This window comes from Micromonospora sp. M51 (genome assembly GCF_018070305.1).
In the GTDB taxonomy this organism is placed as follows: Bacteria; Actinomycetota; Actinomycetes; order Mycobacteriales; family Micromonosporaceae; genus Micromonospora; species Micromonospora parva.
Genome location: NZ_JAGPXZ010000003.1, coordinates 1 through 19294 on the forward strand (window position 1 = coordinate 1; position 19294 = coordinate 19294).

The 19294-nt window shown below is 66.2% G+C and carries 14 protein-coding genes; 6 read left to right on the top strand and 8 right to left on the bottom strand.

What is annotated here, in order from left to right; translation table 11 throughout:
* Both KBX53_RS00370 and KBX53_RS00375 read right to left on the bottom strand, forming a co-directional pair.
* The coding region (locus KBX53_RS00370) for a hypothetical protein (RefSeq protein ID WP_210857415.1) at positions 1-1079 on the bottom strand (1079 nt) is incomplete at its 3' end.
* Between the two features lie 248 nt (positions 1080-1327).
* A complete protein-coding gene (locus tag KBX53_RS00375; RefSeq protein WP_210857416.1) occupies positions 1328-2395 on the bottom strand; it encodes a competence protein CoiA family protein in 1068 nt (355 codons plus the stop codon).
* 682 nt (positions 2396-3077) lie between these two features.
* Between KBX53_RS00375 and KBX53_RS00380 the strand changes: the two genes are divergently transcribed.
* Complete coding sequence (locus tag KBX53_RS00380) at positions 3078-3506, top strand: hypothetical protein (RefSeq protein ID WP_210857417.1); 429 nt, start codon at positions 3078-3080, stop codon at positions 3504-3506.
* A gap of 724 nt (positions 3507-4230) precedes the next feature.
* On the opposite strand, the gene KBX53_RS36785 is transcribed toward KBX53_RS00380, so the two are convergent.
* The gene (locus KBX53_RS36785) at positions 4231-4362 is read right to left on the bottom strand and encodes a hypothetical protein (protein ID WP_256443284.1); all 132 of its coding nucleotides are present in this window, start codon (positions 4360-4362) and stop codon (positions 4231-4233) included.
* Positions 4363-4679: 317 nt separating this feature from the next.
* Between KBX53_RS36785 and KBX53_RS00385 the strand changes: the two genes are divergently transcribed.
* The 3 genes from KBX53_RS00385 to KBX53_RS00395 all read left to right on the top strand — a co-directional run bounded on the left by KBX53_RS00385 (position 4680) and on the right by KBX53_RS00395 (position 10309).
* Positions 4680-8129, top strand: a complete 3450-nt coding sequence (locus KBX53_RS00385) for a hypothetical protein (protein WP_210857418.1) — start codon at positions 4680-4682, stop codon at positions 8127-8129.
* Positions 8130-8319: 190 nt separating this feature from the next.
* A complete protein-coding gene (locus tag KBX53_RS00390; protein ID WP_210857419.1) occupies positions 8320-9054 on the top strand; it encodes a hypothetical protein in 735 nt (244 codons plus the stop codon).
* Positions 9055-9472: 418 nt separating this feature from the next.
* Complete coding sequence (locus KBX53_RS00395; protein WP_210857420.1) at positions 9473-10309, top strand: hypothetical protein; 837 nt, start codon at positions 9473-9475, stop codon at positions 10307-10309.
* An 817-nt stretch (positions 10310-11126) separates the two neighbouring features.
* On the opposite strand, the gene KBX53_RS00400 is transcribed toward KBX53_RS00395, so the two are convergent.
* Positions 11127-11666 (bottom strand): HNH endonuclease, encoded by a 540-nt coding sequence (locus KBX53_RS00400; protein ID WP_210857421.1) that lies wholly within the window; start codon positions 11664-11666, stop codon positions 11127-11129.
* 497 nt (positions 11667-12163) lie between these two features.
* Here KBX53_RS00400 and KBX53_RS00405 point away from each other — a divergent pair, with 497 nt between their 5' ends.
* Positions 12164-12328 (top strand): hypothetical protein, encoded by a 165-nt coding sequence (locus tag KBX53_RS00405; protein ID WP_210857422.1) that lies wholly within the window; start codon positions 12164-12166, stop codon positions 12326-12328.
* A gap of 396 nt (positions 12329-12724) precedes the next feature.
* On the opposite strand, the gene KBX53_RS00410 is transcribed toward KBX53_RS00405, so the two are convergent.
* The 4 genes from KBX53_RS00410 to KBX53_RS00425 form a co-directional block, all read right to left on the bottom strand.
* Complete coding sequence (locus KBX53_RS00410) at positions 12725-14194, bottom strand: hypothetical protein (protein ID WP_210857423.1); 1470 nt, start codon at positions 14192-14194, stop codon at positions 12725-12727.
* Between the two features lie 128 nt (positions 14195-14322).
* On the bottom strand, positions 14323-14811 hold the full coding sequence (locus tag KBX53_RS00415) for a hypothetical protein (RefSeq protein WP_210857424.1): 489 nt from the start codon (positions 14809-14811) through the stop codon (positions 14323-14325).
* A 286-nt stretch (positions 14812-15097) separates the two neighbouring features.
* Positions 15098-16189 (bottom strand): hypothetical protein, encoded by a 1092-nt coding sequence (locus KBX53_RS00420; protein ID WP_210857425.1) that lies wholly within the window; start codon positions 16187-16189, stop codon positions 15098-15100.
* Positions 16190-16253: 64 nt separating this feature from the next.
* Entirely contained in the window at positions 16254-17762 is a 1509-nt protein-coding gene (locus KBX53_RS00425; RefSeq protein ID WP_309140680.1) for a class I SAM-dependent DNA methyltransferase, read from the bottom strand.
* A 705-nt stretch (positions 17763-18467) separates the two neighbouring features.
* Here KBX53_RS00425 and KBX53_RS00430 point away from each other — a divergent pair.
* A complete protein-coding gene (locus KBX53_RS00430) occupies positions 18468-19022 on the top strand; it encodes a hypothetical protein (RefSeq protein ID WP_210857427.1) in 555 nt (184 codons plus the stop codon).
* Positions 19023-19294: the final 272 nt, after the last annotated feature.

Here is a 19294-nt window from a genome sequence, read left to right on the forward strand (position 1 = left end):
ATGAGGTAGTCGGCGACGTGGTATCCGGTGTCGGCCCCGGGCCATAGGCAGGAACTTGCGCGGAGAAGGGGTTCACTCGCCCAGGCCAGTCCGGCGCCGATGGGCGGCAGATCACCGCGCTCCCGCAGGGCTGGCGTCAGATACTGCCGGAAGAGCACGGTCAGTAGATCCTCGGGGATCGGCCCGGACCATCCGGCACGGCGGCAGTCCACCGCAGCGCTGATCAGCGCTTGGCCCAAGTCCGCCCGTCGGTCTCCCTCGGAGGTCCAGCGCTGCATCAACTGCGGGCCGGCGGCCAGGTACTCGGCAAAGCCCGCGTCCGCCTCGGACGCCGCCACGATCCGATCGTCGTCACTGCGCTGGGCGATCCGCTGCTCCGCCGGGCTCAGATACTGGTCGATGTGAATGCGCCGGTCCTCCGTGATGCCTTCGAGCACCCCGACACCGGTCCAGAACTCCTCCGCAGTCGGGGCGCTACTCGGATCGGCCGGCCTTCGGCTCAGCCGGTCAAGTTCCTCACCCCGAATCGTGGCGAGGACGACGACATCGGACCGACCTGGCGGGCACAGCCGCTCCAACACGCCACGGTCGAGCCCTTGCGGCGTTAAGTAACGCTCAAGGTCGTCGAGCCAGACGACGACGTCCCGCAGTTCCTCCCCAGAGTCGACCAGCTCCCGGAGAGCCCTGCCCGACTCGGGAACCAGAAGCCCATCGTCGCGCCGCAGGCGGTTGATCGCCTCGTAGGCGGTGCGGGTCTTCCCTGCCGCGGCACGTCCATGCACCAATATCACGCCACCGCTGGCCACCAGCCAGTCCAGTTCCTTATCTGCCTCCCGTGCGAGGTAAGGGAGAGCATTCCGGGCGGTGGGGCCGGTGGAACCGATAGCCGCCTTCACTCCAAGCTGCGCAGGGCGCACGTCGCGGACCCGGGGGAGCTCCCCCTTCGACAGGTGGAGTGCAGTCCGCCGTAGGGCCTCGCGCCGAACCTCCTGACGCGGCCGGCCGCGCACCTGCAGGACAAGCTGTCCGAGCAGCAACGACGTGCTGGCGACTCCGGCCAGGCCGCCGAGGATGCTCATCCACTCGTCCGCCTGGCTACGGCCCTGCCGGGTCAGGAAGAAGACGAGTAGAACGAATCCGAGTATCCCGATCCCAGCGAGCGACCAACGCACCTAAACATTCTGGTCGGTGCGGCGGGCCTGAGCAAACGGCCGCCGCCTCTGACCGGTGCCGATGGTGGTCGTCGAGGCGCTGGTCAAGACCAGGCTCAGCGAGGGCACGTCGACAGGAGTAGCGCCAGTGTGGAGCAATTGTACTTTCACGGGTTTCATGGGTATTCGGTAAAGTTGTGAAGCCCTTCGGTGAGTGCTTCCGGGGTTACCCAGTTGCAGATCTGGCAGCGGTAGCGACGTAGCGCGGGATCGGCATCGGGTGGAAGTGCGTCGATGCGATGGACCTCGTGCCAGTCCGGTTCGGTTGGTTCAGGAAGTCTGCGTGCCGCGACGCTGTGGATCGGCTCAGCCGGCTTGGGCGGGACGCGCCCCGGCCCCGTGTTACCTGATGCTGCGGTGAGTAGCCGGCGCCTGGTCTCCGCTAGACGTGCGGCCTCGGACGCGTGGTTCCTAAGCTCGACGAGCACGGTGATGGGTAGTGCGAAGCCCGTGGGCCCGATGGTGAAGTCCGTCAACGCGGCCCAGCGTGTCTCAGTCATGTCGCCCGGGCACGGTGGGTGGTGCGGCGCGCGGAAGCGGTGGTCTGGCCGGTTCCACCAGTCGCCGTCGAAGCTGTGGGGTCGGGTCAGGGGGGTGCCGACTGTGTCGAGTTCAGGGGAGAGCAGCCAGTGGCACTGGGGTTCGCTGCGGGCGATGCCCGGTACGCCGAGGCGAGCGTGCCGTAGCCACACGTCGACCAGGCCCGCCGCGACGTAGTCATGGTGCCGATGGGTCCAGTCCTCGTCGGTGAGTGGTTGCTGCTGTACCTCCACGACGAGGTGTGTTCCGTCGGTCAGGAGGGCTTCGACGTCACTGCGGCGTCGCCCGTCTGCGGTCCAGTACTCGGTGCGTGCTTCGGTCACGCCGGGCTGGTTCTTCGCCCAGCGCTTGATGGTCTGTTTGGCGTTGGCATGCCATAGCGTCTTGGGACGGTGGCCGCCGTGTGATGCCTGGCCGCTCGGGTGCGCGAAGTGCGTCCGGACCTTGCCGTACTTCCTGCCGCCCCGGCACAGCAGCGGCACACGCGTACCGGCTGGGGCGTCCACACCGTCGTAGCAGTGCCAGCAGACCAAGGTCTCATCGCCGGCGTATCCCTTGGCCTTCCACACATACTTGGGCTCGTCATCGACGTGGACGCTGCTGCCTGCGCGCAGGTCCAAGCCGACGACCGACAGGTCGTTCACGGAATCTCTCCTCATGCGGTGGCCACCCACACGACGAAGCCGTATGGGCTGCTGCGGTGACGCGGTTACGCGACATGCCGGATGAGCGCCCGCCATCGCAAGAAGAAGAATTCACAATGTGATCAGGTAGGAGCCCATTGGCTCTCAGATCGCCCGCTCAGGCACCCAGGCCGTCAGCGCAGGTCGACCGTCACTCACCTCAAGAAGAGTCGATTTTCAATAGTCGACGGGCTGGGCCTAGTATCGCCGGAACCGTCAGCGGTCCACAAGACTCACATCGTCGCCGGTCCAAGGAGTTTCACACGCGGCCGAGGTCAGGCCGCCGAGACGCCTGCTGAGGGCGTGCGGCGCGCAGGTGTGCGTCACGTAGGCCGCAAGAAGCCGCATCTCGTTCGGATGGCGGCAGTGAATGCCTGCGGGTCTGGACGGGCTGCGGTCCGTTGATCGGGAAGTTCGCTCAGGCCGAGCCGTCGAGATCAACTACGCCCTCCCACGATCTACCATGGACTTCGGATCGTCTAGTCAGACGTCCCTCAGCGAGGCTGGTAAGCAGGAAGACTTCTTCATGGCTGCGCTTGGCTGCCATAGCCCCACCCCGACCACTCCGAACATCTGAAGCGGATGAGCGGAACAGCAGGCAACGGGATAGATGTCTAACCCCGCCTCGGATATTCTCTGCACCATGCCTGAGGCTGAATTGATCCCGACTGGTCGTTTCGAGTGGGAAAAGATCATCCGGAGAGTGGTGTTTCCATCCAATCATCGTTCGATCAAGCTCGTGGCGATGATGCTCGCCTCGTTCGCAGACTCTCGTACCGGCGAGAATGCGCGCCCTGGCGAAGCCCGACTCGCTGCGATGTGCCAGCTGGGGCAGAGCACGGTCCGAGCCTCGCTGAAGTGGCTGCGTGAGGAGGGCTTGATCCATCGGGTCAGTCGCGGGTCCAACCTCGGACAATCCAACCTGGTCGACGTCTACCAACTCTGCGCGCCGTCGGACTGGGAGTCTCGCTTCCCGCTTTTGCCCAGCCACGGAAAAGACTCGTGCGGCCTGATCGTACGCCCACGCCGAGCGAACCCTAACCGCGTTGCCGCTACCACCGCCAGCCAGTAGCGGTGGGAGCGCCAACGGCTGGCTGGAGCACCGCCAGCGCTTGGCAACTACCCTCTTGGTCTATCCACCAAGTACTTCCCCCTCCTCCTCCTCCTCCTTGTCCTCCTCCCAGCTCGCGCCCGCGCGCGCGGCCAGCCTTCCCGGCGTCTATTCCTGGTTGAAAGCCCAGGGATTTGGGTCTATCGCAGCGTCAAGCCGATCCGCATGTCAGTGTGCTGCACGATCCGCAGCGGCCGCTCGACTGTGGGCTCGGTGCGTGGGTTGGTCGAGCAGCAGCACGTCGGCCTTCGCCGGGCAGCAGGGGGGCCTGTGCCCGACGGACGGCGCGCTGAGCGGCTTGCCGAAGTCACCTGCAACGTCGACAGCGGGCTGCGCGCTGGGTCGTCCCTCGTGCTCTCCTGCGGCTGCTTCCGAAGCTGCCCCGGCGAGCCACCACTGACCCCAGGAAGCCACCCGCCGTCCAGGTCGAGACGTCGCTGACCGTGTCCACCGGCCCGTTCTCAGCCGGGCAACTAGTCCGGGTCGTGCCACTGTCGGGCAACCTGACCGCCGCCGAACAGCAGGAGGGGCTCGCCTCTTCAACTTGCGGTGCTCGGCTCACCGCCCACCGCGCTGCGGCAACCGGTCTGGCGAAATACGGATTGATTCGATCCCATATGTCGTCAGAGATCCATCGACGAACCGACACGGTTTGTCGACCAGCCATTGATCTAGGAGACGCTGCCTAGCGGTGCCGCCGCTGACGACGACGCGGGGGATGGTTGTTCGCGCGTGCCGCCGCGACCAGGGTGACGATGGCGCCGGCGACGGAAAGCAGGTCACCGACGACGGTGGCCGCGGTGGTCCAGAACTGCATGGTTGTGGGGTCCTTCGGGCTCGGGGAACCGGTACGGGATCCAGATTCGCCCTGCCGCCGCAGCGCCGGTCGTACGCTGTTGTATCGTCTCTGGCCGCACGGCTCCTGCCAGGGTCGCAACGAGTTTCCTGCGTACACGGGCCGTACTCTGAGCGGACAGCAGAAGCGGCGGGGGAGGCGGCGACATCAGCGGGCGAGGAAAGCCGATCAACCGGTCACGATGGCCCCCGCCCGGCCCGTGGCGTGACTGGCTCGAGCATTGCGCACGGACTCATCAGGCGAACGCTCTCCCCAGCCTGCAGACCCTCATCGATCGAATGCCCCTCAAGTCGCGCAGCCGGGTCGGTGAGATCCTTCGAGGTCTCGCCTGGCCGGCGGACGACGCTCAGGCTGAAAGCCTCATGCGCGCCCTTGACCCGGCGGCAACGGACCTCGACCGGGGAAAGCGCCTCTACAAGAAGGCGCGGATTGAACGCGATGCTGCGAAGGCTCGACACGAACGACCGGACTGGCGGCGCCGATCGGGCTACGTCGAGCAGCTTGCCGACCTCGCGCCGTTGGAGCTTCTCGACAGGGCTAGTGAACTCGACGAATTGGCCGAATGGTGCGCCAGCGACGAGGCGTATGTGTGGTGGCAGGCACCGGCCCGGTCGGGTAAATCGGCGCTAATGTCCTGGTTCGCTTTGTATCCGCCGCCAGACGTGTGGGTGGTGTCGTTTTTCATCACGGCGCGGCTGGCGAGCCAGGCGGACAGCGCGGCCTTCACTGACGGCCTGCTCGACCAGCTTGCGGCCGTCATTGGCGAGCAACTGCCGCCGGTGACCTCGGCCGCCGAACGCGACAGGTTACGCCGACGGCTCCTCGCCGAGGCCGTAGCCAAGGCCACCGCCGCCGGGCACAAGCTCGTGCTCCTTGTCGACGGCCTGGACGAGGACACCGGGTCTCTGCCCGGATCGAGCCAGGCCAGTATCGCCGCCCTGCTACCTAAGCGGCCCAATGGCCTCAAGGTCATCGTCTCGGGCCGCCCGGATCCGCCTCTCCCTGGCGACCTCGACCCGGACCATCCCCTCCGAACTGCCCGGAGACGGTCGATGACCGCCTCGCCGCACGCTCGGCGGGTCACTGAGCTCGCCGACCAAGAACTCGATGAGATCTTGGCCGTCGACACCGACCGGCACGACGGACTCGGCTTCCAGGTACTCGGCCTTGTCGCGGCCAGCGGCGGCGGGCTTAGCCATGCTGATCTGCAAGTGCTGACCGGGCGGCCGGCGTACCAGATCGATCGGCTGCTGAAGGGCGTGTTCGGCCGGACCGTCGCCGGCCGAACCGACGGGCGCGCCGATGGCCGGGTTTTCCTCTTCACGCATGAGACTCTCCGTGTCCAGGCCCTTCAACGTCTTGGGCCACATACGCTCGCGGGCTTCCGGGAACGCCTGCATACCTGGGCGGACACCTACCGGCAGCGGCACTGGCCCAGCGACACTCCGAGCTACATGATTCGTGGCTACTTCCGCATGCTCATCGACAGCGGCGATCAACGCCGGATGATCAACCTAGCGGCTGACCCCGCGCGTCACGCCCGCATGCTCGACATCAGTGGCGGTGACGTCAGCGCCCTCGCCGAGATCCGCCAAACCCAAGATGTCCTGCTCACCGCCGCGGTACCGGACCTCTACGCTCTGGCCCTACTCTCGATCCACCGCGACCGGTTGGAGACCCGGAACGGGTACCTTCCTGTCGGTCTGCCCGCCGTCTGGGCCGCCCTAGGCCAGCCGACCCGCGCTGAAGCCATCGCCCGGGGTATCCCAGAGGCGGAGGACCGGGCGAAAGGCCTGGCCGAGGTGGCCGTTGCCCTGGACGGGACTGACCCGGGTCGTGCCGCTGACGTTCTTGCCAACGCCGAACAGTTCGCCCTGGAGCTCATCGATTTGGACGAGCGGATCGCGGCATTGGCGGCCGTGGCGCAGAGCGCGGCGAAGCTGGGCGACCGGGAACGGGCTTCTCGGCTTATAGCCGCTGCCGGGGACTTCGTGAGTTCGGTTGAGGATGGGCAAGCGCTGACTACTTTCGCGGAGGCCGCAGCCCGCCTCGGAGAGTACGACCACGTTAAGCACGCAGCCAGCCGCATCACTTTCCCGGCGTCGGGGGCCGACGCGGTGACCGACCTCGTTGTAGTTCTGGCGGAAGAAGGTGATTTTGCGGGGGCGGCGAAGATCAGCACTGAGCTGGATCCCGTCGGTCTCCATGGGAGGGCAGCGCAAAATCTTGTCCGGGCGGCTGTCCTCAGCGGGGACCAGCAGCGGGTGGAACAACTCATCTCGGATGTCGAGCGGTCGGGCCGGGAGACTCCTCACCTGCACGATCAGGTGTTAATGCTGTCCCGAGCGGCGATCATGGCAATGGCTGCGGGGGATCACCATCGCGCCCAAGGGCTCGTTGACGAGGCCAAACAGCTCGCCGAGGTGTTGCCCGAGGATGACGGCTTACGCGTGACCTCATTGTTCGAGCTCACCGAGGCGGCCAGGGAAGTAGGCGACCCTAAGTGCGCGGAGTGGGCCGCCGGGAACATCACCGACTATGGGGTTCGAGGCGCTGCGGCCGATCTCGCCGTCATCGCATGGGCCGAGGCCGGCGAGTACGAACGCGCCAAACAGGTTGCCTCCGCTATCACCGATCAGGAATGGCACGACACTGCATTCAGCAGCATCGCCCGGGCCATGATCGCGGCCGGCGACAACGACGCAGCCGAGCAGGTCTCTCGCCGTGTTGCATACCCGCCGGCTCGCGCTGAAATCCTGGTCGAGATCGCCCGCGCACTAATGGCGGGAGGGACGCACAGCAGCGCGAAGCGTCTAATCGCAGAGGCCGAATGCGTAGCCCGCGACACAGTGGACCCGCTGAGGCTTGCGGAGGCGCAAGCCGCGATCGCGCGAGAGCTAGAACGGTCCGGCGCACATGAACGTGCCGAACGGCTCGCGCGGACCATTGCCGAGCCGCCGATTCGTATCATGGCCCTCGCCTCCATCGCACAGTTGGGGGCAGGCATCCCAGCAGCAGCCTCTCGCATCGCCGCTGAGGCCGAGAGCCTCCTTCCCAAGATCGCCGACGAGACGTACAGATATGCGTGGGATGACGCACCAGCAGCTGTTGCACGGGCGCTCGCAGCAGTCGGGGAACACGCTCGAGCTGAACAGGTGGCAAGCAGGATCGACCTGCTTGGAGACCGGGTGGCAGTCATGGTGGACCTGGCGGTCGCCGGGCGAGCGACTCTTCTAGCCGATGCCGAAGTCCTCGCCCGCGAGATTTCCTGGGCCCACCAGAAGGTGTCGGCGCTCGCCGACATCGCGTGGGCAGCGTCCATGATGAAAGACACCGCGCTGGCCGATCGTCTGCAGGCTGACGCTGGGCGGGCAGCAAGAGCGATCATCCACCCGGGCTTAAGGGAAAAGGCGATGGTCCGGGCGGGGATCGAGCTGGGCGCAGACGACGTCGCCGATCCGAATGTAAAAGCCCAGATCCTCATCGACCGGGTAAACGATCTGATGCAGACGGGCAGGATCGCCGAAGCGGAACGGACGGCGAGAAGCATCGACCAAGTGGATGAGCGGCTCGACGCTCTGACCGTGATTGCCGTAGGGCTGGGAGTGCCGGACGGCGCACGGCTCATTGGCGAGGTGTTTGCCGCCGGTCCCTGGTTGCTTCCGCTGAAGGCGTTGCCTCAGGATATCCTTCTGCGGATTGCCGACCAGGTGTTTCCGGAGTCCTAGCGGCGGATCAGGTCGGAAGGGGGCCGTCCAGCAGACCCTGTAGTCCTTATCGCGGATCGAATCGAGGCGGAGCCGAGCCCGCTAACTGGCGGGTCGGGTTGTCGGAATTTCCGGAGGCGCGAAGACGCAGTCTCCATACAGGAATCCCGGCGCTCGCCGCAGCCCAGAGCACACCGGCGCTGCTGCAGCGATGCTGGTCGGATCATTGATCCAGGTCGGTAGTGTGCTGTCGGTGGAGCCGAAACGTAAGTCATGGATGCTCTGGCTGCTGACCATCTTGGCCGCATGCCTGGTCACCGTACTTTCGGTAATCGCCGTTCGCCTCTCTGTGACGTACGAGCCACCGCGCGGTACGGAGCCGCCGAAGATAACCGACTGGATGCAGGGGTGGGGGAGCTTGGCCGGTGTGCTGGCTGGCGCTGGGGCGGCGGTGGCGGCGAGCTGGTTGCTGGTGCACGAGCGGCAGCAAAGCAGGGAGGCTCGCGTCGAGGCTGAGCAGGTCGGAGCCCGCGCGGTCCAATACTCATCGTTGTTCGGGACGATGTGGCGCAGTCCGAGTGGAGGCGCGCGCCTCTCGATTAACTTCAAGGTGACCAATTACGGTCCACAGCCAGCGCGCCGTGTCGTGGCGGTGGCTCGGTGCCCGCGCGCGCCTCACATCTGGGTGATCTTCGTGGCAGAGATCCTTGAACCGCACGATAGCTGCGGGGGGTCAGGGATGTTCGAACTGCCCGACGCACTGCTTCCGCCGACACCGCTGACCAGCATGGGGATCGATAACTTCCTGACGGACATCTCCCTTACGTTGCGCTTCTTCGATTTCAACGGCCGAGAATGGCAGCGGACAGACCACGGCGATCCAGTACGAGCGCGAGAGCCTGTCCCACCAGGGGAGCCGGCAGCGGAGTACGAGGACCAACCTTGAACCGCGCCGCCAAGCCGCCGACGTTCGTTTCACCACCGCTGCCCCGCTAGAAGTGGGTCCGCAGTTCGGTGAACGGGGGCAGGACCCGCCTCCAGGGCCGCGTTCGACTCGCCCATGCGCTGCCTGATCTGTATGTACCTTGGCACAAGTTCTCCTCGCCCGGCGGGACCGCCTCTCGGCCCTCGCACCCGAAGGTCGAACGGCTTGCCCAGTGATCGGTATGACCAAGGAGCTATCCCTCGCCGATTCAGCGGATCCGTCGACTAGCGGTTCCGGCCGGCCTGGATCGTAAGGAAGACAAAACAGGAACTTTGCCGGCGAAGCTCGGTACCTTCGCGTGATGCCAGCTCCCAGGCCACGGCGCAGGCGACGCCAAGCCGGATCCACGGCTCAGGCGGGCGGGGACGCGTCCAGGACGATGCACGTCCACGCCGCCGGCGACGTGTATGTCGACAGCAGCATCAGCAACAGCAGCAGTACCGTCAGCTACGCCCCGGATCGGGCGAGTGTGGCTGACGACCTGATGCCGGCCGTGCTGACGGCGCTCCCGCTGCTGCTGGTGCTGCTCCTGCTGTCGTTGACCGGTCAGCACGTCCTCCTCCGTTCGATCGTGCAGGAGGGGAACCCGCTCGGCCTGACGGCGCTGCTGCTGCCGCTGTTCCTGCCGACCATCGCGGCGTCGCTCGTCTACCTCGCCCGGCAACGCGGCTGGCTGGGCTGGAGCCTCCGTGCCACCAACTGGGCGGCGGCCGGCCTCGCCGCCGGCTTCGCGATCTTCGTTCCGTTGAACTACCTGCTGTTACAGCTCATCGTCTTCCTGGTGAGCCTCGGGTGGATCTTTACCCGGCGCCGGCTGGCGCGGCAACGCCCGGGGATCGCGATCGTCGCGATCATCCTGCTCGCGGCTCTGGTCATTGAAGAAGGACTAGCCGAGTCAGGATGGCCCCGCTACAGCTTGTCCCGGATCGCCGTCGGACGTGTAATGGACGGTCTGACACGGATGAACCTCGAAGACGCCGACGCGAAGACGAAACGCTCCGTGCTCGTGGTGAGCGTTAACGACGGCTACGCGATCGTCGCCTCGACCGGCTATCCACCCAGGATAGAGAGCATGGCCCCGAGCGAGCTGGCAAGCGGCCGGATCTGCCAGCTCAGGCCCCGAGGGATGCAACTCAGTCCCTTCCAGTGGATCGGCAGGGCGGTCTCGGCGAACCGTCGGACGCCCCCGGCCGCCGAGTACTGCGTCGACCCCTAGTACTCCAGCCGTAGATGCCAAATCTTAATTTTTGCAGGCCCCCGCCATGATCGACATCATAGTTGAGCCTGCCGCGTAGCTGCGAATGTCGATGTTATTCGGTGGGTAGGTTGTGTGGTGGCACGATCTGTCTGTTGTGGTGAGCCGCAAGGCTGACAGGCTCCCGCGCTGGTGTTGGTCGATGAGATTGTGGGCTGGCGGGCGGGTCTGGATCAGGTGCGCCGGTACGACGCCTGGTACCGCCAGTACATAACACTCGTTCTGTGCGCCCACGCCTACCTCGCCGTGTCACGGCCACCCAGGCCAAAATGGGGCGCCGAATCCGAGGACAGCCTCATTCCGCTCACCCTCGGCGAGCTCCGCCGTCTCTTGGCACACCTGATCGCCACCGTTCGCCCCTTCGGCCACCACGCTGGAGGCACCAGACTTCCTGGATTTCGTAGCACGGCGCGGTACTCAACCCTGCCCCAGACAGGCACGACGGTCGACGCCACCAACCCTGCCCTTCAGAAGGAGCGGGGCCCTACCCGCATCCCGGCCCTCCCTCGGAGACCGCAAACGGGTCTCCTCGCCCGGGCACCACAAGGGCTGCCCGAGAACCCCGGCCAGGTTCAAGGCCGAGCCGCTACGCGGTCGCCTTCGGCGAGCCTCGACCCGACCGAGAACCCCGGGCAGGAGAACGCCTGCCCGACCGAGGAGACTCTGCCCACCGCACGGTCCGCTCGACAACCGCCATTGTGACTCGTCCAGTAGGGCTCTCCACCTTGGCCTAGCTCGGGGAAGCTGATGGTCTACAACTGCCTGACGAGGAGATGCGCTAGGAGTCTTCAGGCTCAGCGGCAGATTCGACTACTTCGGCCCTACTCCACCTCTGGACGAAGGCGCGCCCTGTATCGGTAAGCGCGTACTGCACAGCTTGCGGAACACCCATAATCTCCATCTGCACCCTTCCTTGAGGAGGAAGGCGCGTGAGCAGCCCGTCGCGGAGTAGGTACATCAGGAGGATTTCGAAGGTGCCCGGGAACTCAACGTATGCATGAAGCTGACCCGACGTGGCGAAGAGTTCGAGCACACGCCGTTCGACCTCTCCGTAACGGTTGTTCAAGACGGCGAGATTGGCCTTGTACTGGTGCAGAGACTTCCTGTCGATCTGTCCAGCGGTCTTACGTGCATGGCAATTCGCGCATAACACGATCATGTTCGCGAACTCGTGGCGTTGGACTTTCGCCCAGTCCTCGATGTGCTCTAGCTGAAGCGGTGTGGGCTGCCTGCACGTAGGAATCGCGCATCGATGCCCTGCCTCAACCAGAAGATCCCTGCGCAACTGCGCCGGGACGGCAGGCCGCCCTTCCGCCATCAGCTACTCCGATCATCGGGACTCTGTCACAAGACACGGCTCGGGTCGATGTCTCCGGCCGCATCGTAGGGGTTCTCTCCGACACGCTCCTTCCCGGGCGGCTGTACAGCCAGCTGTACAGCCAGACCAACGGCTGACACCCATGCCCTCCGACCAGCCGTCTGCGATCTAGTTCTAATTCAAGGGCAGGTCCAGGCCGCAGGCACCCGACGCTTGACAACCGCCATTGAGGCTCGTCCGGTAGGGCGCTCCACCTTATCCCCGTCCGGGGCAGCTGGACGGTCGGGCGACGGCCGACGAGGAGATCCCTCGAAGCAGCGCCCACGTTTCACGCCCCAAGGCGCCTAGCACCGGGCCCGAAGGGCGCCCTTCGACAGCCAGTGGACGCGCCGGTATCGTCGCGGCAGGCCGCACCCGGCTGCCACCGGTACTCGTCCCGGTGGCGGTCTTTACCACCGCGGCACTGGCCATCCTGGGGCTCTACGTCAGCCGGGCGGGTGTCGTCCTGTGTCGGGCTGACCGGCGTCCAGCAGACCACTCTCGCGCAGCCGTGCGACGGCAGCCTCCTGCTGCTCGACCGCTACATCGGATTCAACTTCCACAGCATCATCAGTTGGGGCGCCATCGCAGCCGTGCTCGCAGCCCTGGTCGGCCGCCGATAAGGCGCACCCCACTTCGGGCATCGCTCCGTGGCGATCCACCGACACGAACCCTTGCCTGCGGTAGGCGAGTCGCGACGGGCAAGCGCACGCTGTTTCTGGTGACGGCACGTCCCCGATGGTGGGGGCGCGGGGCGCGGTGGGACCCAGCGCTTTCCTGTCCGCCGCCCCCGATTTACCCCCCGAAAACCCCCGTCTACCGTTGACAATAAGTGACAAGAAGCGACCAGTGTTCGATCGTGTATGTGCAGTTCAACGCCCATACTTGGCAATCAACGGCAAGCTCGATTAAGTTACGGATGGTAACAAGGGGTTTTGACAAGCAATGACAAGCCTTGAACGAGGCTCGACATGAGGTTCTCGTGGGTTCAAATCGCCTCGGTCCGCCGAGCTGTCCGGTCAGACGCCTGCGAGGGTGAGTAGCCGATCCATTTCGGATACCGGCAGTGCCGGTGCCGCGGCCGCTGCGTGCGCTACCTGATCGTTCGGATCCGCGAGTAGGGCGCGACGCACGTGGACCGGTAGGTTCGGATGCCCGGCGACTGCGTGGCGAACCACGCTCTCGGTGTCGGTGGCCAGACGTTCGGTCAGCTCGACGGGCAAGTCCAGATCTCGGGGTGCCAGGCATCGCATCCGTGGATCCGGATCGGTGGCCAGCCGGCGCAGCGTCTGTGGCGGGAAAGTGAACTCGTCGGCCGGCCGCCAGTTCGTCTTCTTGTCCGGCCCGAACTCACGGTCGATGCGTTCGGCTGTGGCTGGATCAACCAGGTGTAAGGCGTGTGTGGCCATGGTCGTACGTACGCCATTGTCGTCGTCGTTGAGTAACCGGATGACGGCTTCGGCCGGCAGCGCCCGGCTGCGTGCCGCGGAGCGACGGAAGCAGATGTACGGCGAGGACAGGTACGGCAGCGGGTTGGCGGTGACCCAGTCGAGGCGCAGGTTCCGCAGCTCGCTGACGGCCATGTGGTCTTCGACCTGTTGCAGCAGTGCGTCGTCGTCGAGTTCGTCGTTGAGTAGGTCGGTCAGTGGGCGCTCGCCCTGCTGGATGTCTTCATAGATGCGGTGGCGCGTCGGCTCGGGCGTGTCCCGGCGACCGAAGACTCCCACGCGCACGTTCGCGCTCGGATCTCCGGCAAGTAGATCCCGCACCGCTGGGGTGAGCCGCGGGTGTTCGGCGACCTGCCGGCGAACCTGGTAGTCGGGGTCATCGGCCAGCCGTGCGGCCAGTTCCGGGGTCAGGAGCGCGTGGCGTACGGCTCCGGCGCGGGTAACCGGGTCGGCGAGCAGTCCCGTCACGAGGTCGGAGGGCGGCACTGGATGCGGCCGTCGCGCGTAGTAGGTCGAGCATGCAGCTGTGCGAACCTCGTTGACGGGGTCGGTGAGGAGAACCCGCCGGACCGCCTCGGGTGCCTGCGTCCACCACCGTGCGAGCGTGGCCCGTACCTTCGGGTCAGGGTCCCTGGCGAGGCGGGCGAGCAGATCGGTCGGTACGTCGTCGTGTTCGGCGAGGTACTCCCGCACCCGTGTGTCCGGATCATCAATGAGTCGCTCGTACAGCTCGCGGGGTGCGTCATGGGCGCGAGCGGCCAGGGCAGCCCGGACGGCGGGATCTGCGTGGGCGGCCAATCGCATCCGGACGGCGTTCGGCAATTGAGGATTGAGTGCGAGCGAGTGCAGCAGCCAGTGATGACCCGAGGCAAGGATCTCCTCGATCAGGTCCAGGGTCAGGTCGGGCCGTGTGGCGACGTGACCGAAGCCGCGTCGGTAGCGCACCAACCGGCGGACCAAGCCGGCCGGCAGCGCCGGGTTCTCGGCAAGGCCGTCCAGCACCTTCGACAGATGGACCGGCGTCGGCGCGTCATCAACCACCAGCCGCCCCTCCCCGAATCCGTTGCGCTCCAGGAGTCTCGCATGTTCATCGCAGGCGGTACCGCCCCGGTTTGATTGGCCAGCGCGGAAGGTGGGTAGACGCGGCCGTACTCCATCGACTCGCCTGATCAGTCCGCTATCCAGTGCCACAGCGGCTCTCCACCGTCCGCGGACAGCGTGATAAATGCGGCCAGCCGGTAGGAGAATGGGTGTGCCACAAAACCGCGTAGTTTCTCCAAGTCATGTTCGCGACCGCGCGCACCCTCCTTTTTGACCTCGACCACAAGCAGGTTGTGTTCAGTCGATGAGCCCGAACGGCGGTGAAGGATCAGGTCGGGATAGACGTCATTCTCGTCATGCCCATCGAGTCCGCGGAGCCGCTTCTTCAACCACTCGACATCCCCGGGATGCCATCTGTCGTACTCGACGTCCACCGACCACCCCGCCGAGTTCGCATCGCACGCCCATGCCTCGACGCGGGTGGCCAGGCGCCGGGCGATGTGGAAGACGACCGACCGCTCGTGGGCCCGCTCCTGAAATAGCTGACGTTCACCCTCGTAGGCGTCCTCAACAGCAGATTGCAGCCAGGAACGCACGAGGGCCTCATCGGGTTGCATCCAACGCTCCCAGCTTGTCCTAGATGCGCGCATAGAGGCGATGTCGTAAGGGGTTAACAGGATCTCGGGCCGGAGTGTACTGACGGAGGCTCAGTTCCGGCTGCACACAGCCGCCCCCGGCCTGCCGTCGGCGTTCGTCCGGTGGGAGGGTGGCGGGACGCCGGGATTCGCCGAGTGCCAGGATGCGGCGTTCGCCCAGGGGGCGGCCGATGTCGAGGAACGGCGGCAGTCGAGCGTTGTGTCGCTGCTCGCGCACCGGATCCGTGCGACCCCAGACTGCCGTTGTTCAGGTCAGCTGGCGGTCGATCTCGTGGTCGCGGCCGCTGCGCAGGGTGGCGGTGTACCGGTGGACCTCATTGATGACGAAGAACTCCCACTGGCGGCACTTCGGGCACAGGTCGGCGCCAGCGGTCGGCCACAGTTCGATCGCCGCTGCGTTGGAGGGGCCGTTGACGTAGACGCGGTGCGGGGTGACCGGGCCGGAGACCAGGCGATCGAACGGCTCCCAGTCGGGGTGGCTGCCGCGCAGCCGCCGGCCGATCAGGCGAAAGCCGTCGCCGGTGTACTCGCAGCGGTCGACCAGGTCGTACTGACGTTGGGCGAGCCAGCTGGCGGACTCGAGGGTGAGCTGAATGACCGGCTCGATCTGGGCGATCTCATCCTCCAGCTCATGCGCGGGCTGGACGCCGAAGGAGTGCCCGGAGTCGTTGCGGAATTTGAGGGCCTGGGTTAGCAGGGTGTGGGTGCCGTTCTCGTCGAGGATGTTGTCGAGTTCGGGGAGCTCGGGTACCGGGCCGGGCGTGCGCAAGTCCTTGATCATCCAGTTCCAGGTGCCCCAGGTGGCGCTGCGCTCGAATTTGCGGCGAAGTTCGGCCGACATCCGGTTGTCGTTGCGGCTGACCAGCACGGCAAGAGCAAGATTCCCGATCGTGCGGGCGACCGACTCGCCCAATTTGAGCAGGGCTTCCTTGCGCTGGGCGGGTGAGGCGGCGATCCGATAGTGGCGGGCCAGGGCGGCGATGGGGAATGGGTACGCATACTCGGCGCGCCAAAACGGGTCCTCCAGCGGTTGCAGCAGCTCCGTGGTGAGGGCTGCCTCGGCGAGCGAGACGCTGACAGCGCGTCGAGTGTTGGCCAGGTCTGCGCGGGTCCCCTCGAATACGTTGGGCAGGATGCCGGCCGTGATTCGAGCGAGGTCAGCGCGGGACCGGCGGAGGTCCTCAAGGTGGTCGCTGAACGTCTCGTCGTTGAGGATCTCGGCTGGCACCGGCAGATCGGTGAGCGGGTGAAGGCGGTCGTTGTACCCGGCGTTGTGCGGGGCGTTGAGGAACTCGCACAGCGCGCGGCCGGTGCGGCGAAGCGGCCGGAGTACGGACATACGGGTGAAGGCCTCGCCGAACCCGGGCGGCAGCAGGTGCCAGTCGCCGGGGCCGCCGACGACGTCACCGGCGGCGCACGAGCTCAGCGGCGGAGAGGTCGGGCCGGTCGAGATCCTTGGCGGTGAGTAGCGGCCCGTCGACGCTGGGCGGATGGATGGGCTGCATGACCTGGGCGACCGAGGAGAGCGGCGCGAAACCGTCGCCGAGCGCGATGGAGAAGAAGGCGAACGGGCGGATCTCATAGCCGACGCGGGTGACGTCACCGGCGACCCGTTCGTAGCGGAAATCGGCAACTGGCACGACTTTGGCGATGTCGGGAGCGCTGGCGTCGGTCGCGGTGGCCGACCGTCGGATCTCGGTGATCTCGGAGATCTGCTCGGTCGTTAGATATCTGCTCTTGTCGGCGATCGAGCGGCGCATCGCCGCGAAGTGCCGGCGGCAGTCCATCAGGATGACGTTGCCGGCGCGGCTGGGCTCCTTGCGATTGGTCAAAACCCAGATGTACGTCGGGATGCGTGTGTTGTAGAGGAGCCGCTCGGGCAGGGCCACCACGGTTTCGAGAAGGTCGTTCTCGAGGATCCAACGGCGGATCTCCGACTCGCCGCTGCCTGGCGCCCCCTTGAACAGGGGGCTGCTGTTGAAGTGGACGGCGAGGCGGCTGCCGCCGTCTTCCGGCGGGCGCATCTTGGCCAGCATGTGTTGGAGGAAGAGCAGCGAGGAGTCGTTGATGCGCGGCAGGCCGGCGCCGAAGCGACCGGCGTCGCCCAGCGCGGCCTCTTTCTTGACCTCCCCCTGGACTTTCTTCCACTCCATGCCGAAGGGCGGGGCGGCGACCATGTAGTCGAAGGTGGCGTGCGGGTGGGCGTCGTTGCTGAGGGTGTCGCCCTGGGCGATGCCGCTGGGGTCGAGCCCGTGCATCAGCAGGGTGGCGGAGGTTAGCGCGGATGACGTGTGGTTGAGATCTTGGCCGAACAACTCCACCGGGCTCAGCTGGCCGGCGGCGGCCCAGAGCGCCATGAGGGAGCCGCCCGCTCCGCAGACCGGGTCGTAGACGCGGATCGGGGCGGTGCGGCGGGCCAGGCGGGTGGCGTCGGGCGCGACGATCAGCGTGGCGAGTAGGGCGGTCACATCCGGCGGGGTGAAGTGCTCTCCGGCGAAGCCTGCCGTGGTCTCGGCGGAACGGCGGACCAGCGCGTCGAAGACCGAGCCCATCTCGGCATCGGAAACGGCCTGCTCGCTGAGGTTGAGCGCGGCGAACCGAGCGATCACCAGGGTCAGGAGACCGGCCTCGGCGAGTTGCGAGGCGATGGCGTGCAAGTCGAGCTGGGCCAGCAGGTCGGCTAGCTCCGCCGGGGCGTGGTCGTGCATGGCGCGGAGGGCTTCAAGTGGGTCGGTGCCGGCGTGTACCTGGAAGACGAGGCTCTGGCTGCCGAGCAGGTTGCGGCACTCGAGGCGGCGGAGCACGGTGAAGGGGAGGAGAACCGAACCATACTCACTCGCGCGGAAGGGGCCTCGCAGAAGGTCGGCCGTGGACCAGATGAGGCTGGCCAGATCCTGCGAGCTGTCTCTCACTGCCGCACTCCATGGTGGCTCGTGTCAGCGTGGATCGCTGGACTTGTCCGACAGTCTTACCACCGCGGTCCGTCCGACACCGCCCGTGGCGGAGTCCCAGGCGGGCTTCTATTGGGGATCGCAGCGAAGAGCCGAGCAGCCGACGGCCTCTACCCACGAACGCGGCCAAGCTTGCCGTGAACCGGCGACCGCTTCGGTTGTCCTTGCGGTCGACCTTCGCTATTCCCCGAGGGTCGCATCGGGGCTTCGGCCCGTTCAGTTTTGTCAGACGGCGGTGGGACGATCGAACCGTGACGTTGATCGATGAGGTTCGGAACCCGTCGTCCTCGTTGTCGACGTTCCTGCGTCACCGGCTGCCCGGACGAGAGCGCATCGTTGACCGCTGGGCGCGGGAGCTGGCGTCGGCCGCACCGGTGCCGGCCCCCGCGACTCTCGATCCATCTGACCGCCCGCGACTGGGGGCGGCCTTCGAGATGGGGGTCGGCTTCGACCTGGCAGACGAGGCTCCGTATCCGGAGCTGCTGCCGATGCTGCCACCGGGGGAAGCGACGCGGGTCTTGACCGCAGCCGGACTTCATAAGGGTCGGCGTTCCACCGTCAGCCAGCGAAGAGTTCAGCAACTGGGGGAGACGTGCCCACTGGGATCCCCGTGAGGCGGGCGGGCAGCTGCATCGGGACGCGTGGAACCTGTCCGAGTTCGCCGGCTTGCTCCGCAGGACGCGCCAGCCCGACCGGCAGCAGTGGCAGGGCCTGTACCGCATCATGCAGGAGAAGGTATGGCCGAACGCCTTTCCCGCCAGCGTGGCCGAAGCGATGGCAGCTCTCTGGCACGCCTACCTGGACTATGGCCGTCAGGAGTTGGTGCGACTCGGGACCCCACGTACGACCCAGCCCGTGTTCGACGATGCCTTCGCGGTCGGAGACCTCGTCCTCGGTGGCTGCCTGGTCGACATCAAGGTGTATGCCGATCCCGCACCGGGACTGCAGGAATTCATGGATCAGCTACTGGGTTACGTCCTGTCGGACTCAGCTGACTCCTTTGCGATCCGGTCGGTAGGGTTGTACCTCGGCTGGCACGCCCACCTGCTGACGGCTGAACTTCCCGAGGTCATCGGCTGCGAGCCAAGGTGTTTGGTGCAATCATTGATCGGGCTCCGCAGCGAGTTCCGAACCACAATCCGCCATGAGGTGCAGCGCGCGCGCTTTTTTAAGCACGGCACACCCCCGGAGGGTGGACTTGGCAATGCCGTAATGCTGTAACCGGCCGCGAGGGGAGCAGCAGCTCTGGCTGAACCTTCCTCCGGTGAAGCCCCGCCGGCCTACTTTCAGCAGCCGGGATACCGTGAGCCGGACGGCGGCAACCGGTTGCTGAGAACGGACGATCTGGGTGGGTGGACCGTTCGGCACATCTGGTCGCGGCGTCGACCGCTGTGGTCGTAGCGGGGAAGGATTCGCCACCTGCTTCGGGGGTTTGTGCTACTGGTTGTGTCGGAGCGTCCCGCTGGGCGAGCACCTCTTGATCACGATGCGCC

Excerpts from the sequence above, each read along its gene's own strand:
- KBX53_RS00385 (WP_210857418.1), top strand. The coding sequence starts at position 4,680 with ATGCCCCTCAAGTCGCGCAGCCGGGTCGGTGAGATCCTTCGAGGTCTC.
- KBX53_RS36785 (WP_256443284.1), bottom strand. The coding sequence starts at position 4,362 with ATGCAGTTCTGGACCACCGCGGCCACCGTCGTCGGTGACCTGCTTTCC.
- KBX53_RS00390 (WP_210857419.1), top strand. The coding sequence starts at position 8,320 with ATGCTGGTCGGATCATTGATCCAGGTCGGTAGTGTGCTGTCGGTGGAG.
- KBX53_RS00395 (WP_210857420.1), top strand. The coding sequence starts at position 9,473 with ATGCACGTCCACGCCGCCGGCGACGTGTATGTCGACAGCAGCATCAGC.
- KBX53_RS00380 (WP_210857417.1), top strand. The coding sequence starts at position 3,078 with ATGCCTGAGGCTGAATTGATCCCGACTGGTCGTTTCGAGTGGGAAAAG.
- KBX53_RS00420 (WP_210857425.1), bottom strand. The coding sequence starts at position 16,189 with ATGTCCGTACTCCGGCCGCTTCGCCGCACCGGCCGCGCGCTGTGCGAG.
- KBX53_RS00400 (WP_210857421.1), bottom strand. The coding sequence starts at position 11,666 with ATGGCGGAAGGGCGGCCTGCCGTCCCGGCGCAGTTGCGCAGGGATCTT.
- KBX53_RS00415 (WP_210857424.1), bottom strand. The coding sequence starts at position 14,811 with ATGCAACCCGATGAGGCCCTCGTGCGTTCCTGGCTGCAATCTGCTGTT.